Below are 18707 nucleotides of genomic sequence, written 5' to 3'. Positions count from 1 at the left end.
TACCCCAGAGCGATTGCAACGCTCCGTTACATGCCCGCCAGGTCGAGCAGCGCCCCCAGCTCCTCGCGGGTCAGTTCTCGGGTGGTCCCGATCGCGAGCCGACCGAGCCTGACGGGACCGATGCCGGTGCGCGCCAGCCGATCCACCGGATGGCCCACGGAATCCATCATGCGCCTGACGATGCGGTTGCGGCCCTCGTGGAGGGTGATCGCCAGCAGTGAACGCGACTCGCCGCGTGAGAGCAGTTTGACCCGATCGGGTCTGACAGGACCGTCCTCGAGTCGCAGCCCCTTCTCCAGGCGCTGGATGGTGCGCTGGTCCACGACACCGGCGACCTCCGCCACGTAGGTCTTCGGAACCTCGAAACTGGGGTGGGAGAGGCGATGTGCGAACTCGCCGTCGTTGGTCAGCAGGATCAGACCCTCGGTGTCGGTGTCGAGACGCCCGACGTGGAAGAGTCGTTCCGATTTCCGGGGCAGGTAATCCGCCAGGGTTCGCCTGCCCTCCGGGTCATCCATGGTGGAGACCACCCCGCGTGGTTTGTTCAGCACCAGGTAGCGATGCCTGCGTGGCGGCGGAATGCGGGCTCCGTCGACCCGGATTGTGTCACGTTCCGGATCCACCCGACGTCCCTGCTCGGAAACCACCGTGCCGTTGACCTCGACGCGGCCCTCGGAGATCAGGATCTCGCTGGCCCTGCGGGAGGCCACCCCGGCCGCCGCCAGTACCTTCTGCAGGCGGATGCCCTCCGGCTCAGTCATGTTGCTCCTCGATTCCCGACGCTGCTCGAAGTTCGGCCTCCAAGGCTACGGCGTCGGGCAGCAGCGGCGCCAAGTCCGGTAGTTCGTCCAGCGAGTCGAGTCCGAGTTTCTGCAGGAACAACGATGTGGTGGCGAAGGTCGTGGCCCCGTTCGGCTCCTCCCCCGCCTCGGTGATCAGACCATGGGCCAGCAGGGTCCGGACGACACCGTCGACGCCCACGCCCCGCACCCCGGATACCCGGCCACGGGTCACCGGCTGGAGGTAGGCGATGACGGCCAGGGTTTCCAGGGCCGCCTGGCTGAGCCGGGCCCGGGTTTCCGCAACCACCGCGGCCTCCAGCACCTCGGCGAGATCCGGGGCGGTCGCCAGGCGCCAGCCCCCTGCGACGCGACGCAGCTCGAAGCCCCGCTCGGTGTCCCGGTAGAACCGGGCCAGTTGTTCCAGCTCCCCGACCACCTCGTGTTCCGGTGCACCCAGTTGGGCTGCCAGATCAGTTGCCCGAACGGGTTCGGTTGCCATGATCAACAGTGCCTCGACGGCCCGGGTGATGCTCACGTCTCCTCCTTGGCCTCGTACTCGTCCACGATGATTCCCGTGGTTGTTCCCCCCGACCAGCGGATGCTGAGCTCCGAAAGAGGGTTGACCTGTTCGAAACTGACAAGTCCGGCGCGGAAAAGCTCGAGAATCGCGAGGAATCGCACGACGGTGGTCAACCGGTCACAACCAGCAACCAAGGACCGGAAGGTGAGCTGCCCCTTCTCGGCCAGCAGCTCCGCGACGATCCCGGTCTGTTCCACGACGCTGACACGACTGCCGTGGAGGTGGGCGAGCTGCACCACGGGTGCCGGTTTCGGCGTCAACGCCCGGGCTGCCAGCCGGGCCAGGTCCTCGGGTCCGATCGGCAGCTCTATCTGCACCAGGACGCCACGGAATCGTTCCTCCAAACCGCCGGGGCGCCAGTGCTGGCGCCCCGCCACGGCTATGTTTCCCTCCACCCAGGCGGCCAGCTGCTTGAAGGCCCGGTACTGGAGCAGCCGGGCGAACAGCAGATCCCGGGCCTCCAGGGCCGCCAGGTCCTCGGGATCGGTCACCTCACCGCCCGGCAGCAGCCGGGCGGCCTTCAGATCCAGGAGGGTGGCGGCCACCACCAGGAAGGAGCTGGTCCGTTCCAGTCCCAGGGCATCGCCGGCGGCGCGGACATGGGCGATGAACTCGTCGGTGACCTGGCTCAGCGCCACCCGGGTGACGTCCAGTTCGCGGCGGGAGATGAGCTGGAGCAACAGGTCGAACGGCCCCTCGAAGTTCTCCAGGTGGACGTCGAACCCCGGGGTGGCCTGTGGTGTCTCCTCGGCGCGGGTGCGAGGTCGTCGCCTCACTTTCGATTGAGCTCCGTGACCACCGCCGAATCGGCACCGTTCTCCGCCAGATCGAGCAGCGCGAGGGCAACGGCGGTGCGCACGAGACGCCCTCGGTCGAGGTTGATGCCGTGCCGCCGTTTCAGCTCCAGTGTGGCATCCTCCAACGCGAACAGTTCCTCGGAGGAGAAGTAGACCGTGATCTTCTGATCGTGCTTGACCCGGCCCGTGGCCACGGGCCGGGTCGGCTTCTGCTGCTCCGGCTGCGTGGGTTTCTCGGATCTTTCCGGTTCCTGGTGCGGTGTCGGCGTCGCAGGAGTCACCGGCCCCGGGGCCTTGGTGGGGCGGAACAGCTCACTCGCCCCGGGCAGACTCGCCCTCTTGTTCACCGGCACTTCCTCAACACCTCTCGGGCGAGCATCCGGTAGGCGTCGGCACCCTTGGAAGCGGACGCGTAGGTGGTGATGGGTTCACCGGCGACGGTGGTCTCGGGAAACTTCACGGTGCGTCGGATGACCGTGTGGAAGACATCGTCGCCAAAGGCCTGGACGACTCGTTCCAACACCTCGCGGGAGTGGAGGGTCCGCCCGTCGTACATGGTGCCGAGGATGCCGAGGATCTTCAGGTTCGGGTTGAGGCGGTCGGACACCTTGGAGATGGTGTCGGTCAGCAACGCGATACCACGCAGGGCGAAGAACTCGCACTCCAACGGCATGATGACGTAGTCGCTGGCGGTCAGGGCGTTGATGGTCAACAGCCCGAGGCTGGGTGCGCAGTCGACGAGGATGAAGTCGTACTCGCCGCGCAACGGTTCCAGCAGCCGGCTGAGGGTCTGTTCACGCGCCACCTCGCTGACGAGCTGCACCTCGGCGGCGGACAGGTCGATGTTGCTGGGGAGGATGTCCATCCCCTCGATGGATGTGGGTTGGATCACCTCGTCCGCCGTGTACTCACGGGAGAGCAGGAGGTTGTAGACGCTGCGTTCCAGGGTGTGGGGATTGACGCCGAGGCCGACGGACAGCGATCCCTGCGGGTCGAAGTCGACCAGCAGCACCTTGTGGCCGAGCTCCACCAGCGCGGCTCCCAGGTTGATGGTGGTGGTGGTCTTCCCGACCCCGCCCTTCTGGTTGCACATCGAGATGATGGTGGCGTGCATGTCCCGGCCGGGCGCGGGGGGCGTGGGCACGGGTAGATCGGGCACGGGCCGCCCCGTTGGTCCGAGTTCCTCGGGAAGGGTTGACTCAGCGGGCGCATCGGGGACCTTGAACAGTTTGTCGGCCACTTCGCCTCCTATTAAATGTCGACAAGTCCATCCTAACGAGGTCGCGCCTGTCGCGCTCGCGTTTCGGAGGCCGCGTCGGTGCACGAATACGGGATTCGGTCATCCGGCTGGCCGCACCGACACCGGGCTTCCCCGGCTCACGCTCCTTCCTCACCTCGCCCTTGGATGGGCCTCCAGGTAGACCTCGCGGAGACGATCCACGGTCACGAGGGTGTAGATCTGGGTGGTGGCCACCGATGCGTGCCCGAGCAGTTCCTGAACCACCCGCACGTCGGCGCCGCCCTCGAGGAGGTGGGTGGCGTAGCTGTGCCGCAGCGAGTGGGGCGAGACCTCCGTCTCGATTCCCGCGGCCCTGGCGCATCTGGAGACGACGGTGAACGCCGAGTTGCGCGACAGGCGCCTCCCGAGGGTGTTCAGCAGCAGCGCTCCCCCGCCGTCACCCTTGGCCGCGAGTCCGGGGCGGGCCCGCACCAGGTAGGCGTCGAGGACCTCCCGCGCGAAGCTGCCGAGGGGAACCACCCGTTCCTTCCCGCCCTTTCCCCTGAGCCTCAGGCCCGTGCCCTCGTCCGCCATGGCCGCGGTTGCGTCGTCGACGTCGAGGCCCGTGATCTCCGAGATCCGGGCGCCCGTGCCGTAGAGCAGCTCCAGCAGGGTGGCGTCCCGCAAACCAATGGGATCCTCCCGGTCGGAGGCAGCCAGCAGTTTCTCGATCTCGGTGACGCTGAGGGCCTTGGGGAGTCGTTTCCCCTGTTTGGGAACCTGGATCTCGGCGGCGGGGTTGCCGGAGGTCATTTTTTCCTCGTGGGCGAAGGCATGGAGGTTCCGCACGCTGACGAGGGCCCGCGCCACCGAGGCCCCCTTGAGTTTCACGGCCAGTTCGCGGACGTGTTCGCTGATCTCCACGGAACTCACCTCCCCGAGGTCGGTCACGCCGCGGTCCGCGAGGAAGGCGAGGTAGCGTTCCAGGTCACGGCGGTAGGCGGCCACGGTGTTGGCCCGCAACCCCCGTTCCACGCGCACGTGTGCCAGGTACTGCTCCAGCGCGTCCTCGGCGGCGCTCACTCAGCGACCGGCCCTGATCGGCCAGGGCGCATCGGCGGGGCGCAGCTGGTCGATGCGGCCGGACAGCCTGGCGGTTTCGAGGGCCAGGATTCCCGCCACCAGCGTCGGGGACTGGCACTGCCCCGCCAGCACCGCCGGCACCAGGTCCGCGCGCGGCACCCATTCGAAGCGCATGTGCGCCTCCTCACCCTCCAGGACGAACCCGTCCGGGCGGGAGGCCTCCCGGGGGTCGCGGGCCAGGTAGATCCGCAGCGATTCCTCGCAGGCCCCCGGGGTGGTGGTGATGTCCACCAGCACGTTCCAGCGCCCGGCGGCCAGCTCTGCCTCCTCCGCGAGCTCCCGCCGCGCCGCCGTCACGTGGTCCTCGCCGTCCATGTCGAGCAGCCCGGCCGGGATCTCCACCAGTTCGTATCTCACGGGGTGCCGGTACTGACGCACCACCGCGATGGTGTCGTGTTCCTCGTCCCAGCAGACCACCGCCACCGCGCCGGGGTGGGTCAGGTACTGGCGTGTGATGACCTCCCCGGAGGGGGTGGTTATGGTCTCGTCGACGAACGTGGAAACGCGTCCTCTTCCCAGTTCGGTTCGCTTCCTGACCTCCCACGCGACGGGTCGATCCCAGCTCATCCGCTCCTCCTAGCTGCCGCCCTTGCGCGGCGTCGTCATCCAGCACCCCATCAGACGCTACAACCACCGGCCAGCCCGGTTTCGGCGAGGGCGGCGCGGGTCTCGTCGTTGGCGGTGGCAACCCAGTCGTCGGCATCCTTGCCGCCCTCGACCGGAATGCCGGTGAAGTCACCCGGCAGGTCGCGGAACCCGGCCAGGTCGAGCAGGGATGTGCCGTCGCTGAGGGAGGTTTCCGGCAACGTCTCCCAGGCCAGGGAGTAGAGGGTCACGGGGTTGCGTGGCAGCCTCGCCAGCAGGGCCCGGAACACCTCGCTGCCGCGCCGCTGCCGTCCGGCCGCACCCTCGGGATCGGCGGTCCAGTCGCCGTCGACGAGGATTTCTCCCTGCCTGCTGCGCACGAAACCGAGCGCCGTGCGTCCGTCGAGTCGCTGGGCTCCCGCCGGCAGGTCAATGTGGGCGTGTTCGTCCCGCAGCGGATGCTCCAGGGTGACGTCCACTCCCCCGACCGCGTCGACGAGGGTGACGAATCCACGCAGGTTCACCACGGCCAGGTGATCCACGGGCATAGAGAGGCTACGGCACAGACCGTCGACGAAGGCCTGTGGGCCGCGCAGCCAGCTGGTGGCCAGGCGGTCGTACTCGTTGGGGGCGACCTCGACGACGAGGTCTCGGGGAATGCTCGCGGCGCGGATCTCCCCTCCTCTCCGGTGCAGGGCCAGGATCAGATCGGCCCTGGCGCCGTGTTCGTCGCCAAGTTCACCGAAGTCGGTGGTGCCCTCGGGCGCCAGGGAGCGGTCGTCGATGCCGACCACCAGGAGTGTGCGTCCCTCTCCCCGCGATGCGTGGAGCCTCGCGTCCAGACGGTTCGCGCGGGCGTTCAGCAATGACCCCGCGGTGACCAGACCGACCACGACCGCGAGGATCAGCACCCCGGGTGTCCAGATCCACCCGGGAACGGCAAACCGCCCCGGGCCTTCCGGCACGGGGCGGTCCTTGGTCGATTCAGGCTGCGGCACCGGTACGAGGCAGACCGGGCTTGCCCTTCTGCTGCCCGCCGTTGTCTCCGGGCTGACCCTTCTTCAGGTCGTCCTTGTTGACGATCGCGACGTTGGCCAGGCCGATCTCATCCTTGTCGCTCTTGACGACGACGTAGTGGCTGCTGCCGGGGATCACGTCGCTGCTGACGACCGCGCTCAGCTGGGCGGAACCGTCGGCGGAAGCGGTGGCCTTGCCGAGCGGGTAAGGCTTCGAGTAGAGCGTGAAGTCGAGTTCCTGGCCGGCGGCAAAGCCGGTGGCACCAACCGTGATGTTCCCGCCGGGAGCGGCCTTGCGCGCCACCCCGTCGCCGGTGACGGTGACCTGCGGACCGACGGCCTTGGTCAGGTCAACGGTGATGGTGGTGTTGGTGGACTGATCCTGGTAGTCGAAACAGGTCAGCGACGTCGGGGCCTGCCCCTGGGTGCTGGTGATCATGTACCCGAAATCGGACGGCTGATTCTTCAGGTTGATGGTCTCGGTCTTCACGTCACCAACCTTGATGACCGCCTTCGCGGTGTGCTCGGGGCACTTCGCCACGAGGTAGGCCGAGGCATCGCCCTGGGCGGTGTTGACGGCCCGAACCGTCAGCGAAGGTGCGGCACCTTCATCGGCGGAGGCCTGGTTGACACCGGTGATACCGGCGAATCCCAGAGCCAGGGCAGCTGCCCCTGCAAGGACACGCTTCTTCATTTATCTTCCCCTCTGTTTCGCGCAGCCCGATGCCACGCACAAGAGTTACGCTATACCATCACGAGCCCGTCTGGATAGCCCAGAGGCTTCCCCGGATGGAGCCCTTTCGACTCCACAGGCGCGGATCCGTTCACATCGTGGAAGCAGGGATGTCGAAGCCGGTTCGTCCATGCCCGGGGAATCGTTGTCGGAGGCGTGTCCGGCTGCCTGATGTGGGTCACCGGACGCTGCGAGAAGCAATCGTGTCGCCACCCGCGAGAGGGCGGAGACGCATGGGCGAGGAGGAACATCGCGGTGGCGGGTGACCGGGTCATGGAACGAGGAAGCACTGGATCTGCGGGTGACATGCCCAGTGGATCACCGAAACGGCCGTGTTTCACCTTCCGAAGGCCCCGGCGGGACTGCACCGGATGAGGTTCGGCGCCGGGAGGGTTCGGTTGGCACACGCGTTCGGAGCGAGCGACAGTGGCGCCGGGGCCCTTCTCCGCACCGGCCTCGGCAAGGATGCTGTCCGCTGATCCACATGATTCCCGGGTGAAGAACAATGCCACATTCTCGATGTCGGGAGAACCGATTTTCGTCCTGCTACGTCTCACGGGGCTGTGTGCACCGAATTTGTCCGCGCATTTTCTTTCCGCCAACCACCGCTGGATCGTGCAGACCAATCAGCAAAAGTCCTGACCTTCGACCCGGTTCAGCTTTTCGCTCTGAGGAAAACCCCTCCTTGCCAATTTCGGTTCCGTTGTCGTGACGCATCGTTTCACCGTCACGGCATGGCCTCACGCACCCGCAGACCGGCGTCAGCCCATTCCTTCATCAGATCCGCCACGACCTCAGGGCGTACCGCGGCAGTCAGGTCGATCAACACGGTGGTTCCGAAACCAGCAGCGGCGGCGTCACGTGCGGTGGCGTTGACGCAGTGGTCGGTGGCTATTCCGCAGACATCGACCTCGGTCACGCCGCGTTTCCTCAGGAAATCCGCCAGGGGTTCACCGGTGGCCTCGTCGGTTCCCTCGAAACCGGAGTAGGCTGCCTCGTTGCGCCCCTTCAGGAACAGGCCGTCCCACCCCGTGAAGACCAACGCGGGATGCTGCTGCGCACCGGGCGTACCGGCGACGCAGTGCGGGGGCCAGGAGTCCTTGAAGTCCGGGGATTCGCTGAAATGCCCGCCCGGATCCACGTGGTGGTCCCGGGTGGCGACCACCACGTCGTAGCCGTGATCCCCCGACAGCAGCCGGTTGATTCCCCCGGCCACCGCCGCACCACCGGCCACGGCGAGGGCCCCTCCCTCGCAGAAATCACGTTGGACGTCGACGACGATCAGTGCGCGGCTCATGCCTGCTCATCCTATCCGGCTGCATCCGGCGCGTGCGCTCCTGATCAGTTCCTCCGCGTGCCTCAGCCCGGCCTCGGAGTCCCCGCTGCCGCTCATCATCCGGGCCAGTTCGGCGGCGCGTTCCCCCTCACCGAGGGGGGTGACGTCCGAGGTCGTGACCTGCCCGTCGCTGGATTTGGCGATCACGAAGTGCTGATCGGCGAACGCCGCCACCTGCGCCAGGTGGGTCACCACGATCACCTGGCCGTCCGCGGCCAGCTTTTTGAGTCTCCTGCCGATCTCCAGGCCGACGGCACCGCCGACCCCTGCGTCCACCTCGTCGAAGACGAAGGTGTGTCCCGGGGACTGGCCCGCGAGCACCACCTCGAGCGCCAGTCGGACGCGGGAGAGTTCCCCACCGGATGCGACCTTTCCCAGCGGGCCCGGGGCGGAACCGGGGTTGGCGGTGAACACCAGCTCGACCCGGTCCGCGCCGTGGGGGCCGCGCGGGGCCTTCGTGACGGCGAACTCCAGCCTGGCGTGTGGCATCGCCAGGGCCTTCAGCTCGGAGGATGCGAGTTCCGCCAACCTGCTGGCCGCTTCCCTGCGGTCCCGGGAGATCCCGTCCGCCGCGGCGTCGAGGGCCTCGTCGAGAACAGCGGCCCTTTCCCGCAGCTCCTCGATCCGGTCGTCGGCCCCGTCGAGTTCGGCCAGCCGCTCGGTTGCCCGCCCCGCCCATTCGAGCACCTCCGCGACGTCGTTGCCGTACTTGCGGGTCAGGGTCGCGAGCTGGCCGCGGCGATCGGCGACGGCCTCCTGCCTGAGCGGGTCGGCGACGAGGTCCTCGGCATGGCCGGCAACGTCCTGGGCGAGGTCCGTGAGCAGGTAGTTAGTCTCGGCGAGGCGCCGCGCCAGGTCCGTGGCGTCCGGGTCGCGTTCGGCGAGCGCCGCGAGGGCCTTGCGTGCGGCCCCGAGCAGCCCGAGCACGTTGGGGGCGTCGAGATCCTCCTCCGATCCGCTCAACGCGATCCGCGCGGTCATCGCCAGGGCCTTGAGGTCGTCCGCGTCGGCCAGGCGCACCGCCTCCGCGGCCAAGGCCTCGTCCTCCCCCTCCCGGGGGTTGATGGCCGCGATCTCCTCCAGCCCGAAACGCAGCACATCGATCTCCCGTGCCCGGTTCATCGCCTCGGCCTCGAGCTCCGCGAGCTCCTCGGTGATCCGGCGGTGCTCGGCGAAGTCCCGGCGGTAGTCCTCCAGCGCCGCCGGTACCGCGAAAGCGTCGAGCAGCTCCCTCTGCCTCTCCGGGGTGGAGAGCCGGGTCTGTTCGGACTGGCCGTGGATCGTTGCCAGGTCGGCAAGCAGATCGGCCACGGTGGAGACGGGGACCTGCGCCCCACCGATCGTGGCGCGGGAACGTCCCTGGGAGGAGATCCGCCGGAGGGTGACGAGCTCCACCCCGTCGTCGAGGTCACCCCCGAGGGCCTCGACCGCCTCGGCCGTGTCTTCACCGACCTCCCAACGCCCCTGCACGAGCGCCCTGTCCTGCCCGTTCCTGACCAGCGACGCGTCGGCCCTGGCCCCCAGCAGCAGGCCGAGTCCCGCGACGATCATCGTCTTGCCGGCACCGGTTTCTCCCGTCAGGGCGGTGAGCCCGGGCCCCAGCGGCAGGACGGCCTCCGCCACCACCCCGAGCGAGTTCAAACGAAGCTCTGTCAGCATGTTCACCTCCGGGGTGGGCGCCGCCAGCCGTCGATCGGCAGCTTGAACTTCCGCACCAGCCTCGTCGTGAACGGCTGCTCGGAGAGCCGCGCCAGGCGCAGCGGATGCCCGCTGGCCCTGATCGCCACCCGCTGCCCGGGCCCCACCTCGAAGCTGCGCCTGCCGTCGCACCAGATGATGCCCTGCGGTACGGGACCGCCCAGCTCGAGGGAGACGTGCGAGTCAGGGGAGAGCACCATGGGCCTGTTGAACAGGGCATGGGCGGACAGCGGCACCAGCAGCATCGCCTGCACCTCGGGCCACACGACGGGTCCGCCGCCCGAAAACGCGTAGGCGGTGGATCCGGTGGGCGTGGCCACCAACACCCCGTCACATCCCCACCGGGAGAGCGGATGGGCGTCGACGTGCACGAGGACGTTCAGCATCTTCTCCCGCATCAGTTTCTCCAGCGACACCTCGTTGACGGCGAACGAGGACCACAGGATCCTCCCGGATGCGTTGGCCACCTCGACCCGCAGGACCAGGCGCTGCTCGGTTTCGTAGCGCCCGTCGATCACCGCCTGCGGTAGCGATGTGAGGTCCGAGGTTTCCAGCTCCGCCAGGAAACCCACGTGCCCGAGGTTGACGCCCAGTAGCGGAACGTCGAGGGGCTGGGCCCATTCCGCGGCCCGCAGAAGAGTGCCATCCCCCCCGAAGACGACCGCCAGCTCCGCCGGTTTCCCGTCGATGGGCTCGGGGTCCGCTCCGGGAACGAGTTCCCTCAGGCGATCCACGTCATCGGAAAAGCTCAGGAACCTGAAACCGGGCATCTGGCTCATGAAAGCCGTTGCCGCATCCAGGGCTTCGGGACGTTCCGGGTGCAGCAGCACGGCAACGGTTCGGGTTTCCACGATCATCAAGGGTAGTGAGCACCGCGAATCGAGCACAATCGAATGAAGAACTCCTGGTTGCCGCCCGCCCCTGGCAACCGGCTGGGGCCACGCCAGTCGCAGCCCCACCCGAGGACGTCGGCGGCCTCAACCACGGCTTCCACGGTTTCCTCGCGCAGCCGGGGCTCACGGACCACCCCGCCCGCGCCGAGACGTTCCCGCCCCACCTCGAACTGCGGCTTCACCAGCAGAAGCGCGACGCCCCTGGGGTGAAGGATCCCGAGGAGCGATGGCAGCAGGAGTTTCAGGGAGATGAAGGAGACATCCCCGATCACGACGTCGACGGGTTGGCCGTCCAGATCGGCGAGGGTGAGGTCGCGCAGGTTCAACCCCTCCCGGACCCGGACACGTGATTCGGAACGGATCGGCTCGGCCAGTTGGTGATGCCCGACGTCGACGGCGTAGACCACTTCCGCGCCGTGCTCCAGCGCCACCTGTGTGAATCCCCCGGTCGATGCCCCTGCATCAAGTACGCGCCCGTGCAAGAGGGTTCCGGATTCCTCGACCGCTCCCAGGAGCTTGTGGGCCGCACGGGAAACCCACTTCTCGGGATCGGCGGAAATCTCGGTCACGGCGTTGACGTTCATCGCCGGTTTCCGCGCAACGGTCCCGGCCACCCTGACCCGGCCCTCAGCCACCAATCGGGTGGCCTGGGTACGGGAACGCGCCAGGCCGCGGGCGACGAGGGCCCGGTCCAACCTCACCGGATCGTCCCGGGTCCGGGTTCTTCCCGCCGCCCCGGCCCAGGGTTGAGGACATCGGCGAGCACCTGGTGAGCCGCTTCCAGGCGAGCAAAAGCTTCGTCGACCGGCAGCTCCCCCAGGGCGTCGATTCCTGCCAGTGCTCCTTCTATGGCCTGTAGGCGTTGCGCACCGCCCGGGGCGACGTCGCGAGGAGTGGGTCTGGTCATCGCAACAGGTCCAGCTTCGCCAGCAGTTCGGTGCCATCGGCGTTGAATCTCCAGATGGCGTGCAGCACGCACCACAGCAGATCGAGCTGTCCTTCGATATCCCCCGGGACGACGTCCGCGACGACCCTGCCATCTATCATCCATGCCTCCGCAGCCCCGCAGCGGAACCCGTTTCCGATGATCTCCGCCTCACGGGCCGGCGCCAGCAGGGCCGAGATGTCATAGCCGATGTGGGTGGGACGACCGATGGGGTCGGCCTCGGCGAGGTCGTACTTGCCGTGCGCTCCCGTGAACACGAAGAGCGAGTCCATACGGACGTTTCCCGCGCCGACGATGTCCGTGTCGATGCGGTCGCCGACGAAGATCGGGTGTTGTGCCTCGAGACGCAGCACGGTCTCGTCGAGGAGCGGCCGAAACGGTTTGCCTGCCATCGGCGGCCGGAAACCAACACACTCCGCTATCAGATCGACCTGGGCACCGCAGCCTGGCAGAATTCCACGCTCGGTCGGGCGGGTCTGGTCCGGGTTCGTGGCAAACCACGCCGCGCCTTTCTGGATGGCGATGGCGCCGAGCTCCAACAGTCCCCAGGGAAGCTGCGGATGGTAACCCTGCACCACGGCCACCGGGTTCTCCTCCAGGGTCGAGACCGGCACGAACCCCCCTTCGGCGAGCTGGGATGCGAGCGCGTCGGTGCCGACCACCAACACCTTCGCCCCCGCCGGGAGTTCCTCCCGTAGCATGCGAACCGTGGCCTGGGTCGAGTTGACCACATCCGAGTCATCCGCCCGGATCCCGAGCTCCCGAAGGTGCTCGGCCACGGCAGCCGGAGTGCGGGCCGCGTTGTTGGTGACGAAACCGAGTCTGGTTCCTCTCTCGCGCAGCTGCGCCAGCGATTCGGTCACCCCATCGATGGCATTCGGACCGAGATAAATCACTCCGTCGAGATCGAACAGGGCAGCGTCATGATCCGAGATCAGTGCCGTCACTCCCGGCTCCCATCGATGTCCGCGAGAACCTCGGCGATTTCTTCCTCCGGAGAGACCAAGTCGATCGTTCGGGTTTCGATCGCATCTTCCATGTCAACCACTTCGGTCTTCTCGTCATCTGCCTCCGGATCTTCCTCGGCCGAGAAAACCAGCTCGAAGTCCTCGGGTAGGGTGACCCCGTCGAGAGCCGCGATCCGCTCCGCGACATCGAGCTGTCCCGCGGGATCCAGCCGAGCTGCCGAATCGAACCATTCCCTGGCAGCGTCAACCCGTCCTTCGCGCTCCAGCAGGTCAGCGTAGGCGTAACGCAGGCGAGCCTGCGCGGCTTTCGGGCCGATCTGATGGGATATCGCCGCTTTCAGCAGCCGCAATGCCTCACCTCGCTGACCGAGATCGTTGCGCACTCCCGCCTCGACGAGAATGCACTCGATGCGAAGCCCCAGCTTCTTCGTTCCCGGATCCAGGGTGGCGAGCAGATCGAGTGCCTCACGATGCCTTCCAAGGGCACGTTCACAATCCGCGAGAACAGGCAGGAGCTCATCCCCCCCGTTCATCCGTCTGATGGCTCGAAACTCTCTCAGCGCGATGTCGTAGTGCCCAGCCATGTAAGCCGTCTCAGCTGCGGCCTCCCGAACCACCGACAACCGTCCGGCCCGCCTTCGCGCGGCCTCTGCATGTCGATAGGCCAGTTCGGGATCGACGTCCACCAACTCGCCTGCTGCCAGGATGTGTGCCCCCACCGTGCTTGCCAGGTCCTTCGGCAGACCTTTCAGCTCGGCACGCACACTGGCGGGCAGCAGGGTCTCGTCAAAATTCTCGGGCGTGGGAGGTTCGTTCTGCGCTGGAGCCGTTCCCGGTTTTGGTACGCGTCGCTCCTCATCCTCGCGATTTCCCCTACCGCCGGAGTCACGACGGTTCGTCTGCCCGCCCCGGGCATCGCGGTATGCGCGCAGCTCGCGCTTCTCATCCGCCTCCCCCTGCTTGAAACGCCCCTTCCTCAAGGTGCTGTGAGAAGCCCCATCCCCTTGCTTCTCCCCGCGACGCAAACCACGATCATCGCGCCGTCCGCCTTGGTGCCATGGTGCTCGATCGCGACCTTCCTGTCGCTTGCGATCGCTCCCCCCGCCGCCGCGCCCGGTTTCCCCGGCGCGGCCCCCGAATCTGGCGGTGTCCTGTCGATCGCGAGAACCTCGACGCCGGCCGTGGTGCTCTCCCCGGGCACCACCCCTCGGGGATTTTCCTTCAAAAGCCATGACCCGATTCTCCCAAAGCGCTCCGGGGAACCCAACTTTCACCACGCCTCGTGGGGTTCTGACACCAAAAATCAATTCGCACCACGAGAGCTGGACCTTCACGTCCGCGTATATGGGTGTGCCCCCGGGGGGGTGGTGTGTTTCCCCGGGGGGCTGTGATGGTGGTGTTCCGGCGGCGTCTTACTCTCCCACACACTCGCGTGTGCAGTACCATCAGCGCTGGGAGGCTTAACTTCCGCAAAACGCACACACTGCAGGGGCCATCAATCAAAGGAAAAAACAAGAAACAAACCAAAAAATGGTCCATCCCCAAAAAATGGCATTGACTTAAAGCACGCTGTTGAGTTCTCAAAATTCGGAAGCCACCCATGTGTTTGGCGACCTGATCAACTTTACCCGATCTTGCTTTGATCGTCAAATCAAGGCCTGATCAAGTTTGATCTGAATTTGCTTCAGAGCGACTGAAGCTCATTCAGCTTAGACCCATTCCGTCAATCCGTCAACCGGATCCTCCATCCTTCCTCGAGGCCTTGAGTGGGATCCATGTGACCGCACACTCGCCACGGTTTCAGATGGCCGAGACTGGGGCTATCAGGAAGTTCATCCCGAGAGCTTGAGGTACCTTACACGCCCGAGCCGGACCGTGCAACTCCACATCAGAGTTCGATCCGCCACGCCCGTACCTACGGAACATCGGCGGTGCGTCAGCCCATTCCGATCTGAACTCCGCCGACGGTCCGGCGTCCCCTGCGCACGATCGCACAACGACCGCCCAGCAGATCATCCGCCGTCAGGGTGAACTCGGGATCGGTGATCTTCTCGTTGTTCAGGTACGCACCGCCTTCAAGGACAGCACGCCTGGCCGCCGCCTTCGACTCGACGATCCCGGAGACCAGGAAGGCGTCCACCAAGGAGATGGGGAGCTTCACCTCCGGGGCCTTGAGCTCACGCATGATTCCCCGGAGAGTTTCCTCCGACAACCCGGACAGATCTCCTCGCCCGAAGAGGGCCGCGGCTGCGGTCACCACCGCCCGGCGTTCCTCGATTCCGTGCACGATGTCGGTGATGTCATCGGCGAGGGCCTTCTGCGCGAGTCGCTTGTGGGGTTCGTTCTCGGTGGCCTTCTCCAGTACCTCGATCTCCTCGCGGGTTCGGAAACTGAACACCTTCAGGTAGTCGACCACCTTCGCGTCCTCGGCGTTGAGGAAGAACTGATGGAAGGCGTAGGGGCTGGTCAGCTCGCGGTCGAGCCAGACGGTGCCGGACTCGGTCTTGCCGAACTTCGTGCCGTCGGCCTTGGTGAGCAAGGGCGTGGCCAGGGCGTGGGCCCGCACCTGGTCGGATCTGCGGAGCAGCTCGACCCCCGCGGTGATGTTTCCCCACTGGTCCGAACCGCCATGCTGGAGGGTGACCCCGTGTCGACGGTACAGCTCCCGGTAGTCCATCGACTGGAGCAGCACGTAGGAGAACTCCGTGTAGCTGATCCCGGACTCCAGTCGGCGCGCCACCACGTCGCGGGCGAGCATTCGGTTCACGGGGAAGTGTTTTCCGACGTCACGGAGGAAGTCGAGAACCGACATCCCGGCGGTCCAGTCGAGGTTGTTGACCATCACCGCGGCGTTGTCCCCCTCGAAGGAGACGAAACGCTCGGCCTGGGCCCGGATTCGCTCCACCCACCCGGCCACGACCTCCCGGGAGTTCATCACCCGCTCGCCCGTCTCCTTGGGGTCACCGATCTGTCCCGTGGCTCCACCCACCAGCAGGTGCGGCTTGTGCCCGGCCTGCTGAAGCCGCCGGGCGAACAGGAGCTGGACGAGATTACCCATGTGCAGGCTCGGCGCCGTCGGGTCGAAGCCCACGTAGAACTTGACGGGCCCCTCATCCATGTGGGCCCCGAGGGCTTCCAGGTCGGTCGAGTGGGCGATCAGCCCACGCCAGCAGAGGTCGTCGAGCAATGCGTTCACGGAGGCAGCCTACTCACGCGCTCGTGCGGATTCATCCCGCATCCCAGATTTGCAATGCAAACATTCGCATATAAGAATGAGAATGTGTCTGGCACGAAAGCCACCGAGTACGAGCCGGTCAGCAGTCTCTTCAAGGCGTTGGCGAACCCGGTGCGTGCTGCAATCGTGCATCTGCTCTCCAGCCGAGAGCACACCGTGGGACAGCTCGTCGAGGAACTCGGGCTTTCCCAGCCTCTGGTCTCCCAACACCTGCGCATACTGCGGGACGCCCGCATGGTCGCCACTCGCAGGCAGAGGCAGGAGATCTGGTACAGCATCTGCGATCAGCACATCGCCCACATCCTGGGCGATGCCATGAAACACACCCAGGAGGGGAAACATGACCACGACCACTGAACACATCGCCGCCGAGGCCCACAAACACACCCACGGCCCGAACTGCGGCCACGAGGCCGTGATCCACTTCGACCACGTCGACTACATCCACGACGGCCACGCGCACCGCGAGCACGACGGCCACTACGACGAGTGCACCACCTGCACCTGCGGCAGCTGCTCCGGCACCTGCGCAACCTGCACCTGCGAGGACTGCACCTGCCCGAACTGCTCGCACAGCGCCTGTTCCTGCGGCTCCTGCAGCTGCTCCTCCTGCTCCTCCTGCGTCTGCGAGGACTGCACCTGCCCGAACTGCCGTCACGCCGCCTGAGCGCAAACCTCTGGGCCCCCGATCCAGGATCGGGGGCCCAGAGGTTTCAGTGCGGTGTTCTTCGTTCTTCGAGGCCGACCCGGGACCGGCCCGCGGGCCGAACATGGTTTCGACACGGGCCGCTCGTTCCTCGCGACCCGGCTCAACCAACTTCACGAGGGGAGGGTCTCGAGGTGGCCGGTCCACCCGGCCTCGATCACTCACCCGTCAGATCCACGCCCTGTTCTCCTCCAGGGCCGCGAATACCTCCTCCAGCTGCTCTGCGACGCGGGCGGTCGCGGTGCCGCCGCGCCCGTTGCGGGCGTTCACCGATCCCTCCACCGTCAGCACCTCGAGCACCCCGGGGTCGAGGTGCTCGCTGATGCCGGGCAGGTCGGCCTCGGTGAGTTCCTGAAGGGTTATTCCCCGGTTCTCGCAGTAGCGAACCGTCTCCCCCGCCACCTCGTGGGCGACGGCGAAGGGCACGCGCATCCGCACCAGGTGATCGGCGACATCGGTGGCGAGGGAGAAACCGGCGGGGGCGAGCGTGGCCATGCGTGCGTGGTCGAAGGTCAGGGTCGCGATCATCCCGGCGACGGCGGGCAGCAGGATTCTCAGCTGGTCCAGCCCGTCGAAGACCGGTTCCTTGTCCTCCTGGAGATCCCTGTTGTAGGCCAGCGGCATCCCCTTGAGCGTCGCGAGGAGGCCCGACAGGTTCCCGATGAGCCGTCCTGCCTTGCCGCGGGCCAGTTCGGCCACGTCGGGGTTCTTCTTCTGTGGCATGATCGAGCTGCCCGTGGACCACTCGTCGGCCAGTTTCGCGAAACCGAACTCGGCGGTGCACCAGAGGATCACGTCCTCGCTGAGGCGGGACAGGTCCACCCCGATCTGCGCCAGGATCCACGCGGTCTCGGCCACCAGGTCACGGGCGGCGGTGCCGTCGATGGAGTTCGGCACCGACGAGGTGAAGCCCAGCTCACGGGCCACCAGCTCCGGGTCCAGGCCGAGCGAGGTCCCGGCCAGCGCGGCCGAACCGTAGGGGCTGACCGCCAGGCGGGTATCGAGGTCCCGCAGGCGGGAGACGTCGCGCAGCAGCGGCCAGGCGTGCGCCAGCAGGTGGTGGCTCAGCAGCACCGGCTGGGCGGACTGCAGGTGGGTGCGTCCCGGCATCACGGCGCCGAGGTTCTCCCGCGCCTGTCCCGCCAGGGCCTCGACGACCTCCAGAACCCCTGCCACCAGCACGCGAACCTCGTCGCGCAGATAGCTGCGTATCAGGGTGGCGATCTGGTCGTTGCGGGAACGTCCCGCCCGCAGCCGGCCACCGAGCTCGGGGCCGACGATCTCCTTCAACCCCCTCTCCAAAGCGCCGTGGACGTCCTCGTCGGTGGGGGCCGGCGCGAACTCTCCCGCCCGCACCCGGCGCAGCAGCTCGGCGAGCCCGGCATCCATGGCCGCGGCCTCGTCACCGGTCAGCAACCCGGCCGCGCGCAGGGCCTTGGCGTGGGCCCGCGACCCGGCGATGTCGTGGGGGGCCAGGCGCCAGTCGAACTGGGTGGAGCGGCTCAGTTCGAACATCGCGTCGGCGGGTCCCCCGGCGAATCGCCCACCCCAGAGCCTTCCCTCGGTCACTGTCCCTCCTTCTCCAGGTCCGGGAACCTCGCCGGCTTCCCGGTGCGTGTCATGTGGGCGATGACGCCTGCGTTGCGCGCCGCGGATTCCGGATCCGTGGTGACCAGCAGCAGAGTGTCGTCGCCCGCGACGGTGCCCATCACCCCGGGCAGTCGAGCCCTGTCCACGTGCGCCCCCAGGAACTGCGCGGCGCCGGGCGGGGTCTTGATGACGATCTGATTGGCCGCGTGCTGGATCGACTGCAGCAGCTCCACGCAGCGACGCGCCAGCTTCTCGGCGGCCACTCCCCCACCCTCCGACTCGTCGCCGACGGCGTAGACGAGACTCCCCTCGGACGTGCGGCGCTTCACGGCACCGAGGGCCAGGAGATCCTTGCTCAGCGTGGACTGGCTCACCTCCACGTCCCGCTGCGCCAACGCGGCACTCAACTCATGCTGGGAGGTGAACTCCCCCTCCTCCAGCAGGCCCCGCAGCAGAGCGAGGCGGGCGGATCGTTTCATC

22 protein-coding genes are annotated in these 18707 nt (G+C 67.1%); 3 read left to right on the top strand and 19 right to left on the bottom strand.

From position 1 onward, the window contains the following. Window positions 1–26 precede the first annotated feature (26 nt). The 9 genes from E0E39_RS04475 to E0E39_RS04435 form a co-directional block, all read right to left on the bottom strand. Window positions 27–761: a pseudouridine synthase gene (locus E0E39_RS04475; RefSeq protein ID WP_130873672.1), complete on the bottom strand. Its 735-nt coding sequence runs from the start codon at window positions 759–761 to the stop codon at window positions 27–29. Next, window positions 754–1317 carry an SMC-Scp complex subunit ScpB gene (scpB, locus tag E0E39_RS04470; protein WP_130873671.1) on the bottom strand — a complete coding sequence of 188 codons (564 nt, stop codon included), beginning with the start codon at window positions 1315–1317 and terminating at the stop codon, window positions 754–756. The genes E0E39_RS04475 and scpB overlap by 8 nt, the downstream gene beginning before the upstream one ends. After that, window positions 1314–2138, bottom strand: a complete 825-nt coding sequence (locus E0E39_RS04465) for a segregation and condensation protein A (RefSeq protein ID WP_130873670.1) — start codon at window positions 2136–2138, stop codon at window positions 1314–1316. The genes scpB and E0E39_RS04465 overlap by 4 nt, the downstream gene beginning before the upstream one ends. Beyond that, complete coding sequence (locus tag E0E39_RS04460) at window positions 2135–2506, bottom strand: hypothetical protein (protein ID WP_130873669.1); 372 nt, start codon at window positions 2504–2506, stop codon at window positions 2135–2137. Before E0E39_RS04460 ends, E0E39_RS04465 begins: the two co-directional genes overlap by 4 nt. Next, window positions 2503–3411 carry a ParA family protein gene (locus E0E39_RS04455; RefSeq protein ID WP_425470701.1) on the bottom strand — a complete coding sequence of 303 codons (909 nt, stop codon included), beginning with the start codon at window positions 3409–3411 and terminating at the stop codon, window positions 2503–2505. Before E0E39_RS04455 ends, E0E39_RS04460 begins: the two co-directional genes overlap by 4 nt. Window positions 3412–3549: 138 nt before the next feature. Next, window positions 3550–4461 (bottom strand): site-specific tyrosine recombinase XerD, encoded by a 912-nt coding sequence (locus E0E39_RS04450; RefSeq protein ID WP_130873667.1) that lies wholly within the window; start codon window positions 4459–4461, stop codon window positions 3550–3552. Continuing rightward, a complete protein-coding gene (locus E0E39_RS04445) occupies window positions 4462–5088 on the bottom strand; it encodes an NUDIX domain-containing protein (RefSeq protein ID WP_130873666.1) in 627 nt (208 codons plus the stop codon). It abuts the gene before it with no gap. A 50-nt stretch (window positions 5089–5138) separates the two neighbouring features. Continuing rightward, window positions 5139–6071, bottom strand: coding sequence for an LCP family protein (locus E0E39_RS04440; protein ID WP_165444632.1), 933 nt, complete (start codon window positions 6069–6071; stop codon window positions 5139–5141). Between the two features lie 19 nt (window positions 6072–6090). Beyond that, window positions 6091–6816: a hypothetical protein gene (locus tag E0E39_RS04435; protein ID WP_130873664.1), complete on the bottom strand. Its 726-nt coding sequence runs from the start codon at window positions 6814–6816 to the stop codon at window positions 6091–6093. 534 nt (window positions 6817–7350) lie between these two features. Here E0E39_RS04435 and E0E39_RS15680 point away from each other — a divergent pair. Further along, a complete protein-coding gene (locus E0E39_RS15680) occupies window positions 7351–7497 on the top strand; it encodes a hypothetical protein (protein ID WP_165444631.1) in 147 nt (48 codons plus the stop codon). An 85-nt stretch (window positions 7498–7582) separates the two neighbouring features. Here E0E39_RS15680 and E0E39_RS04430 read toward each other — a convergent pair whose 3' ends face one another. The 8 genes from E0E39_RS04430 to tyrS form a co-directional block, all read right to left on the bottom strand. Then, on the bottom strand, window positions 7583–8152 hold the full coding sequence (locus E0E39_RS04430) for an isochorismatase family protein (protein ID WP_130873663.1): 570 nt from the start codon (window positions 8150–8152) through the stop codon (window positions 7583–7585). A gap of 6 nt (window positions 8153–8158) precedes the next feature. Then, window positions 8159–9850 carry a DNA repair protein RecN gene (gene recN / locus E0E39_RS04425; protein WP_130873662.1) on the bottom strand — a complete coding sequence of 564 codons (1692 nt, stop codon included), beginning with the start codon at window positions 9848–9850 and terminating at the stop codon, window positions 8159–8161. Window positions 9851–9852: 2 nt separating this feature from the next. Further along, window positions 9853–10746 carry an NAD kinase gene (locus E0E39_RS04420; RefSeq protein ID WP_130873661.1) on the bottom strand — a complete coding sequence of 298 codons (894 nt, stop codon included), beginning with the start codon at window positions 10744–10746 and terminating at the stop codon, window positions 9853–9855. Next, window positions 10746–11483, bottom strand: a complete 738-nt coding sequence (locus tag E0E39_RS04415; protein ID WP_130873660.1) for a TlyA family RNA methyltransferase — start codon at window positions 11481–11483, stop codon at window positions 10746–10748. Before E0E39_RS04415 ends, E0E39_RS04420 begins: the two co-directional genes overlap by 1 nt. Next, window positions 11480–11689, bottom strand: coding sequence for a hypothetical protein (locus E0E39_RS04410; RefSeq protein ID WP_130873659.1), 210 nt, complete (start codon window positions 11687–11689; stop codon window positions 11480–11482). The genes E0E39_RS04415 and E0E39_RS04410 overlap by 4 nt, the downstream gene beginning before the upstream one ends. After that, window positions 11686–12675, bottom strand: coding sequence for an HAD-IIA family hydrolase (locus tag E0E39_RS04405; protein WP_130873658.1), 990 nt, complete (start codon window positions 12673–12675; stop codon window positions 11686–11688). Before E0E39_RS04405 ends, E0E39_RS04410 begins: the two co-directional genes overlap by 4 nt. Then, window positions 12672–13676 carry a tetratricopeptide repeat protein gene (locus tag E0E39_RS16025; protein ID WP_207302415.1) on the bottom strand — a complete coding sequence of 335 codons (1005 nt, stop codon included), beginning with the start codon at window positions 13674–13676 and terminating at the stop codon, window positions 12672–12674. The genes E0E39_RS04405 and E0E39_RS16025 overlap by 4 nt, the downstream gene beginning before the upstream one ends. Before the next feature lie 956 nt (window positions 13677–14632). Next, window positions 14633–15892, bottom strand: coding sequence for a tyrosine--tRNA ligase (gene tyrS / locus E0E39_RS04395; RefSeq protein ID WP_130873657.1), 1260 nt, complete (start codon window positions 15890–15892; stop codon window positions 14633–14635). A gap of 84 nt (window positions 15893–15976) precedes the next feature. On the opposite strand from tyrS, the gene E0E39_RS04390 reads away from it, so the two are divergent. Both E0E39_RS04390 and E0E39_RS04385 read left to right on the top strand, forming a co-directional pair. Continuing rightward, window positions 15977–16288: an ArsR/SmtB family transcription factor gene (locus tag E0E39_RS04390; protein WP_245988190.1), complete on the top strand. Its 312-nt coding sequence runs from the start codon at window positions 15977–15979 to the stop codon at window positions 16286–16288. Next, window positions 16272–16598 (top strand): hypothetical protein, encoded by a 327-nt coding sequence (locus tag E0E39_RS04385; RefSeq protein ID WP_130873655.1) that lies wholly within the window; start codon window positions 16272–16274, stop codon window positions 16596–16598. Before E0E39_RS04390 ends, E0E39_RS04385 begins: the two co-directional genes overlap by 17 nt. Before the next feature lie 207 nt (window positions 16599–16805). On the opposite strand, the gene argH is transcribed toward E0E39_RS04385, so the two are convergent. Both argH and E0E39_RS04375 read right to left on the bottom strand, forming a co-directional pair. After that, window positions 16806–18152 (bottom strand): argininosuccinate lyase, encoded by a 1347-nt coding sequence (argH, locus tag E0E39_RS04380; RefSeq protein WP_245988404.1) that lies wholly within the window; start codon window positions 18150–18152, stop codon window positions 16806–16808. Window positions 18153–18202: 50 nt separating this feature from the next. Continuing rightward, a complete protein-coding gene (locus tag E0E39_RS04375; protein ID WP_207302414.1) occupies window positions 18203–18706 on the bottom strand; it encodes an arginine repressor in 504 nt (167 codons plus the stop codon). Window position 18707 lies beyond the last annotated feature (1 nt).

Origin of the sequence: [Pseudopropionibacterium] massiliense, from assembly GCF_900607225.1 — a bacterium.
GTDB lineage: Bacteria > Actinomycetota > Actinomycetes > Propionibacteriales > Propionibacteriaceae > Arachnia > Arachnia massiliensis.
Note: the sequence above shows the minus strand (reverse complement) of the source record. Positions and strands in the feature narration are given on the sequence as shown.

What these genes read in the sequence shown, in the direction of transcription:
- E0E39_RS04420 (WP_130873661.1), bottom strand. Translation starts at nt 10,746, where the DNA reads ATGATCGTGGAAACCCGAACCGTTGCCGTGCTGCTGCACCCGGAACGT.
- E0E39_RS04410 (WP_130873659.1), bottom strand. Translation starts at nt 11,689, where the DNA reads ATGACCAGACCCACTCCTCGCGACGTCGCCCCGGGCGGTGCGCAACGC.
- recN (WP_130873662.1), bottom strand. Translation starts at nt 9,850, where the DNA reads ATGCTGACAGAGCTTCGTTTGAACTCGCTCGGGGTGGTGGCGGAGGCC.
- E0E39_RS04445 (WP_130873666.1), bottom strand. Translation starts at nt 5,088, where the DNA reads ATGAGCTGGGATCGACCCGTCGCGTGGGAGGTCAGGAAGCGAACCGAA.
- E0E39_RS04385 (WP_130873655.1), top strand. Translation starts at nt 16,272, where the DNA reads ATGACCACGACCACTGAACACATCGCCGCCGAGGCCCACAAACACACC.
- E0E39_RS04375 (WP_207302414.1), bottom strand. Translation starts at nt 18,706, where the DNA reads ATGAAACGATCCGCCCGCCTCGCTCTGCTGCGGGGCCTGCTGGAGGAG.
- E0E39_RS04430 (WP_130873663.1), bottom strand. Translation starts at nt 8,152, where the DNA reads ATGAGCCGCGCACTGATCGTCGTCGACGTCCAACGTGATTTCTGCGAG.
- E0E39_RS04475 (WP_130873672.1), bottom strand. Translation starts at nt 761, where the DNA reads ATGACTGAGCCGGAGGGCATCCGCCTGCAGAAGGTACTGGCGGCGGCC.
- E0E39_RS04435 (WP_130873664.1), bottom strand. Translation starts at nt 6,816, where the DNA reads ATGAAGAAGCGTGTCCTTGCAGGGGCAGCTGCCCTGGCTCTGGGATTC.
- argH (WP_245988404.1), bottom strand. Translation starts at nt 18,152, where the DNA reads ATGTTCGAACTGAGCCGCTCCACCCAGTTCGACTGGCGCCTGGCCCCC.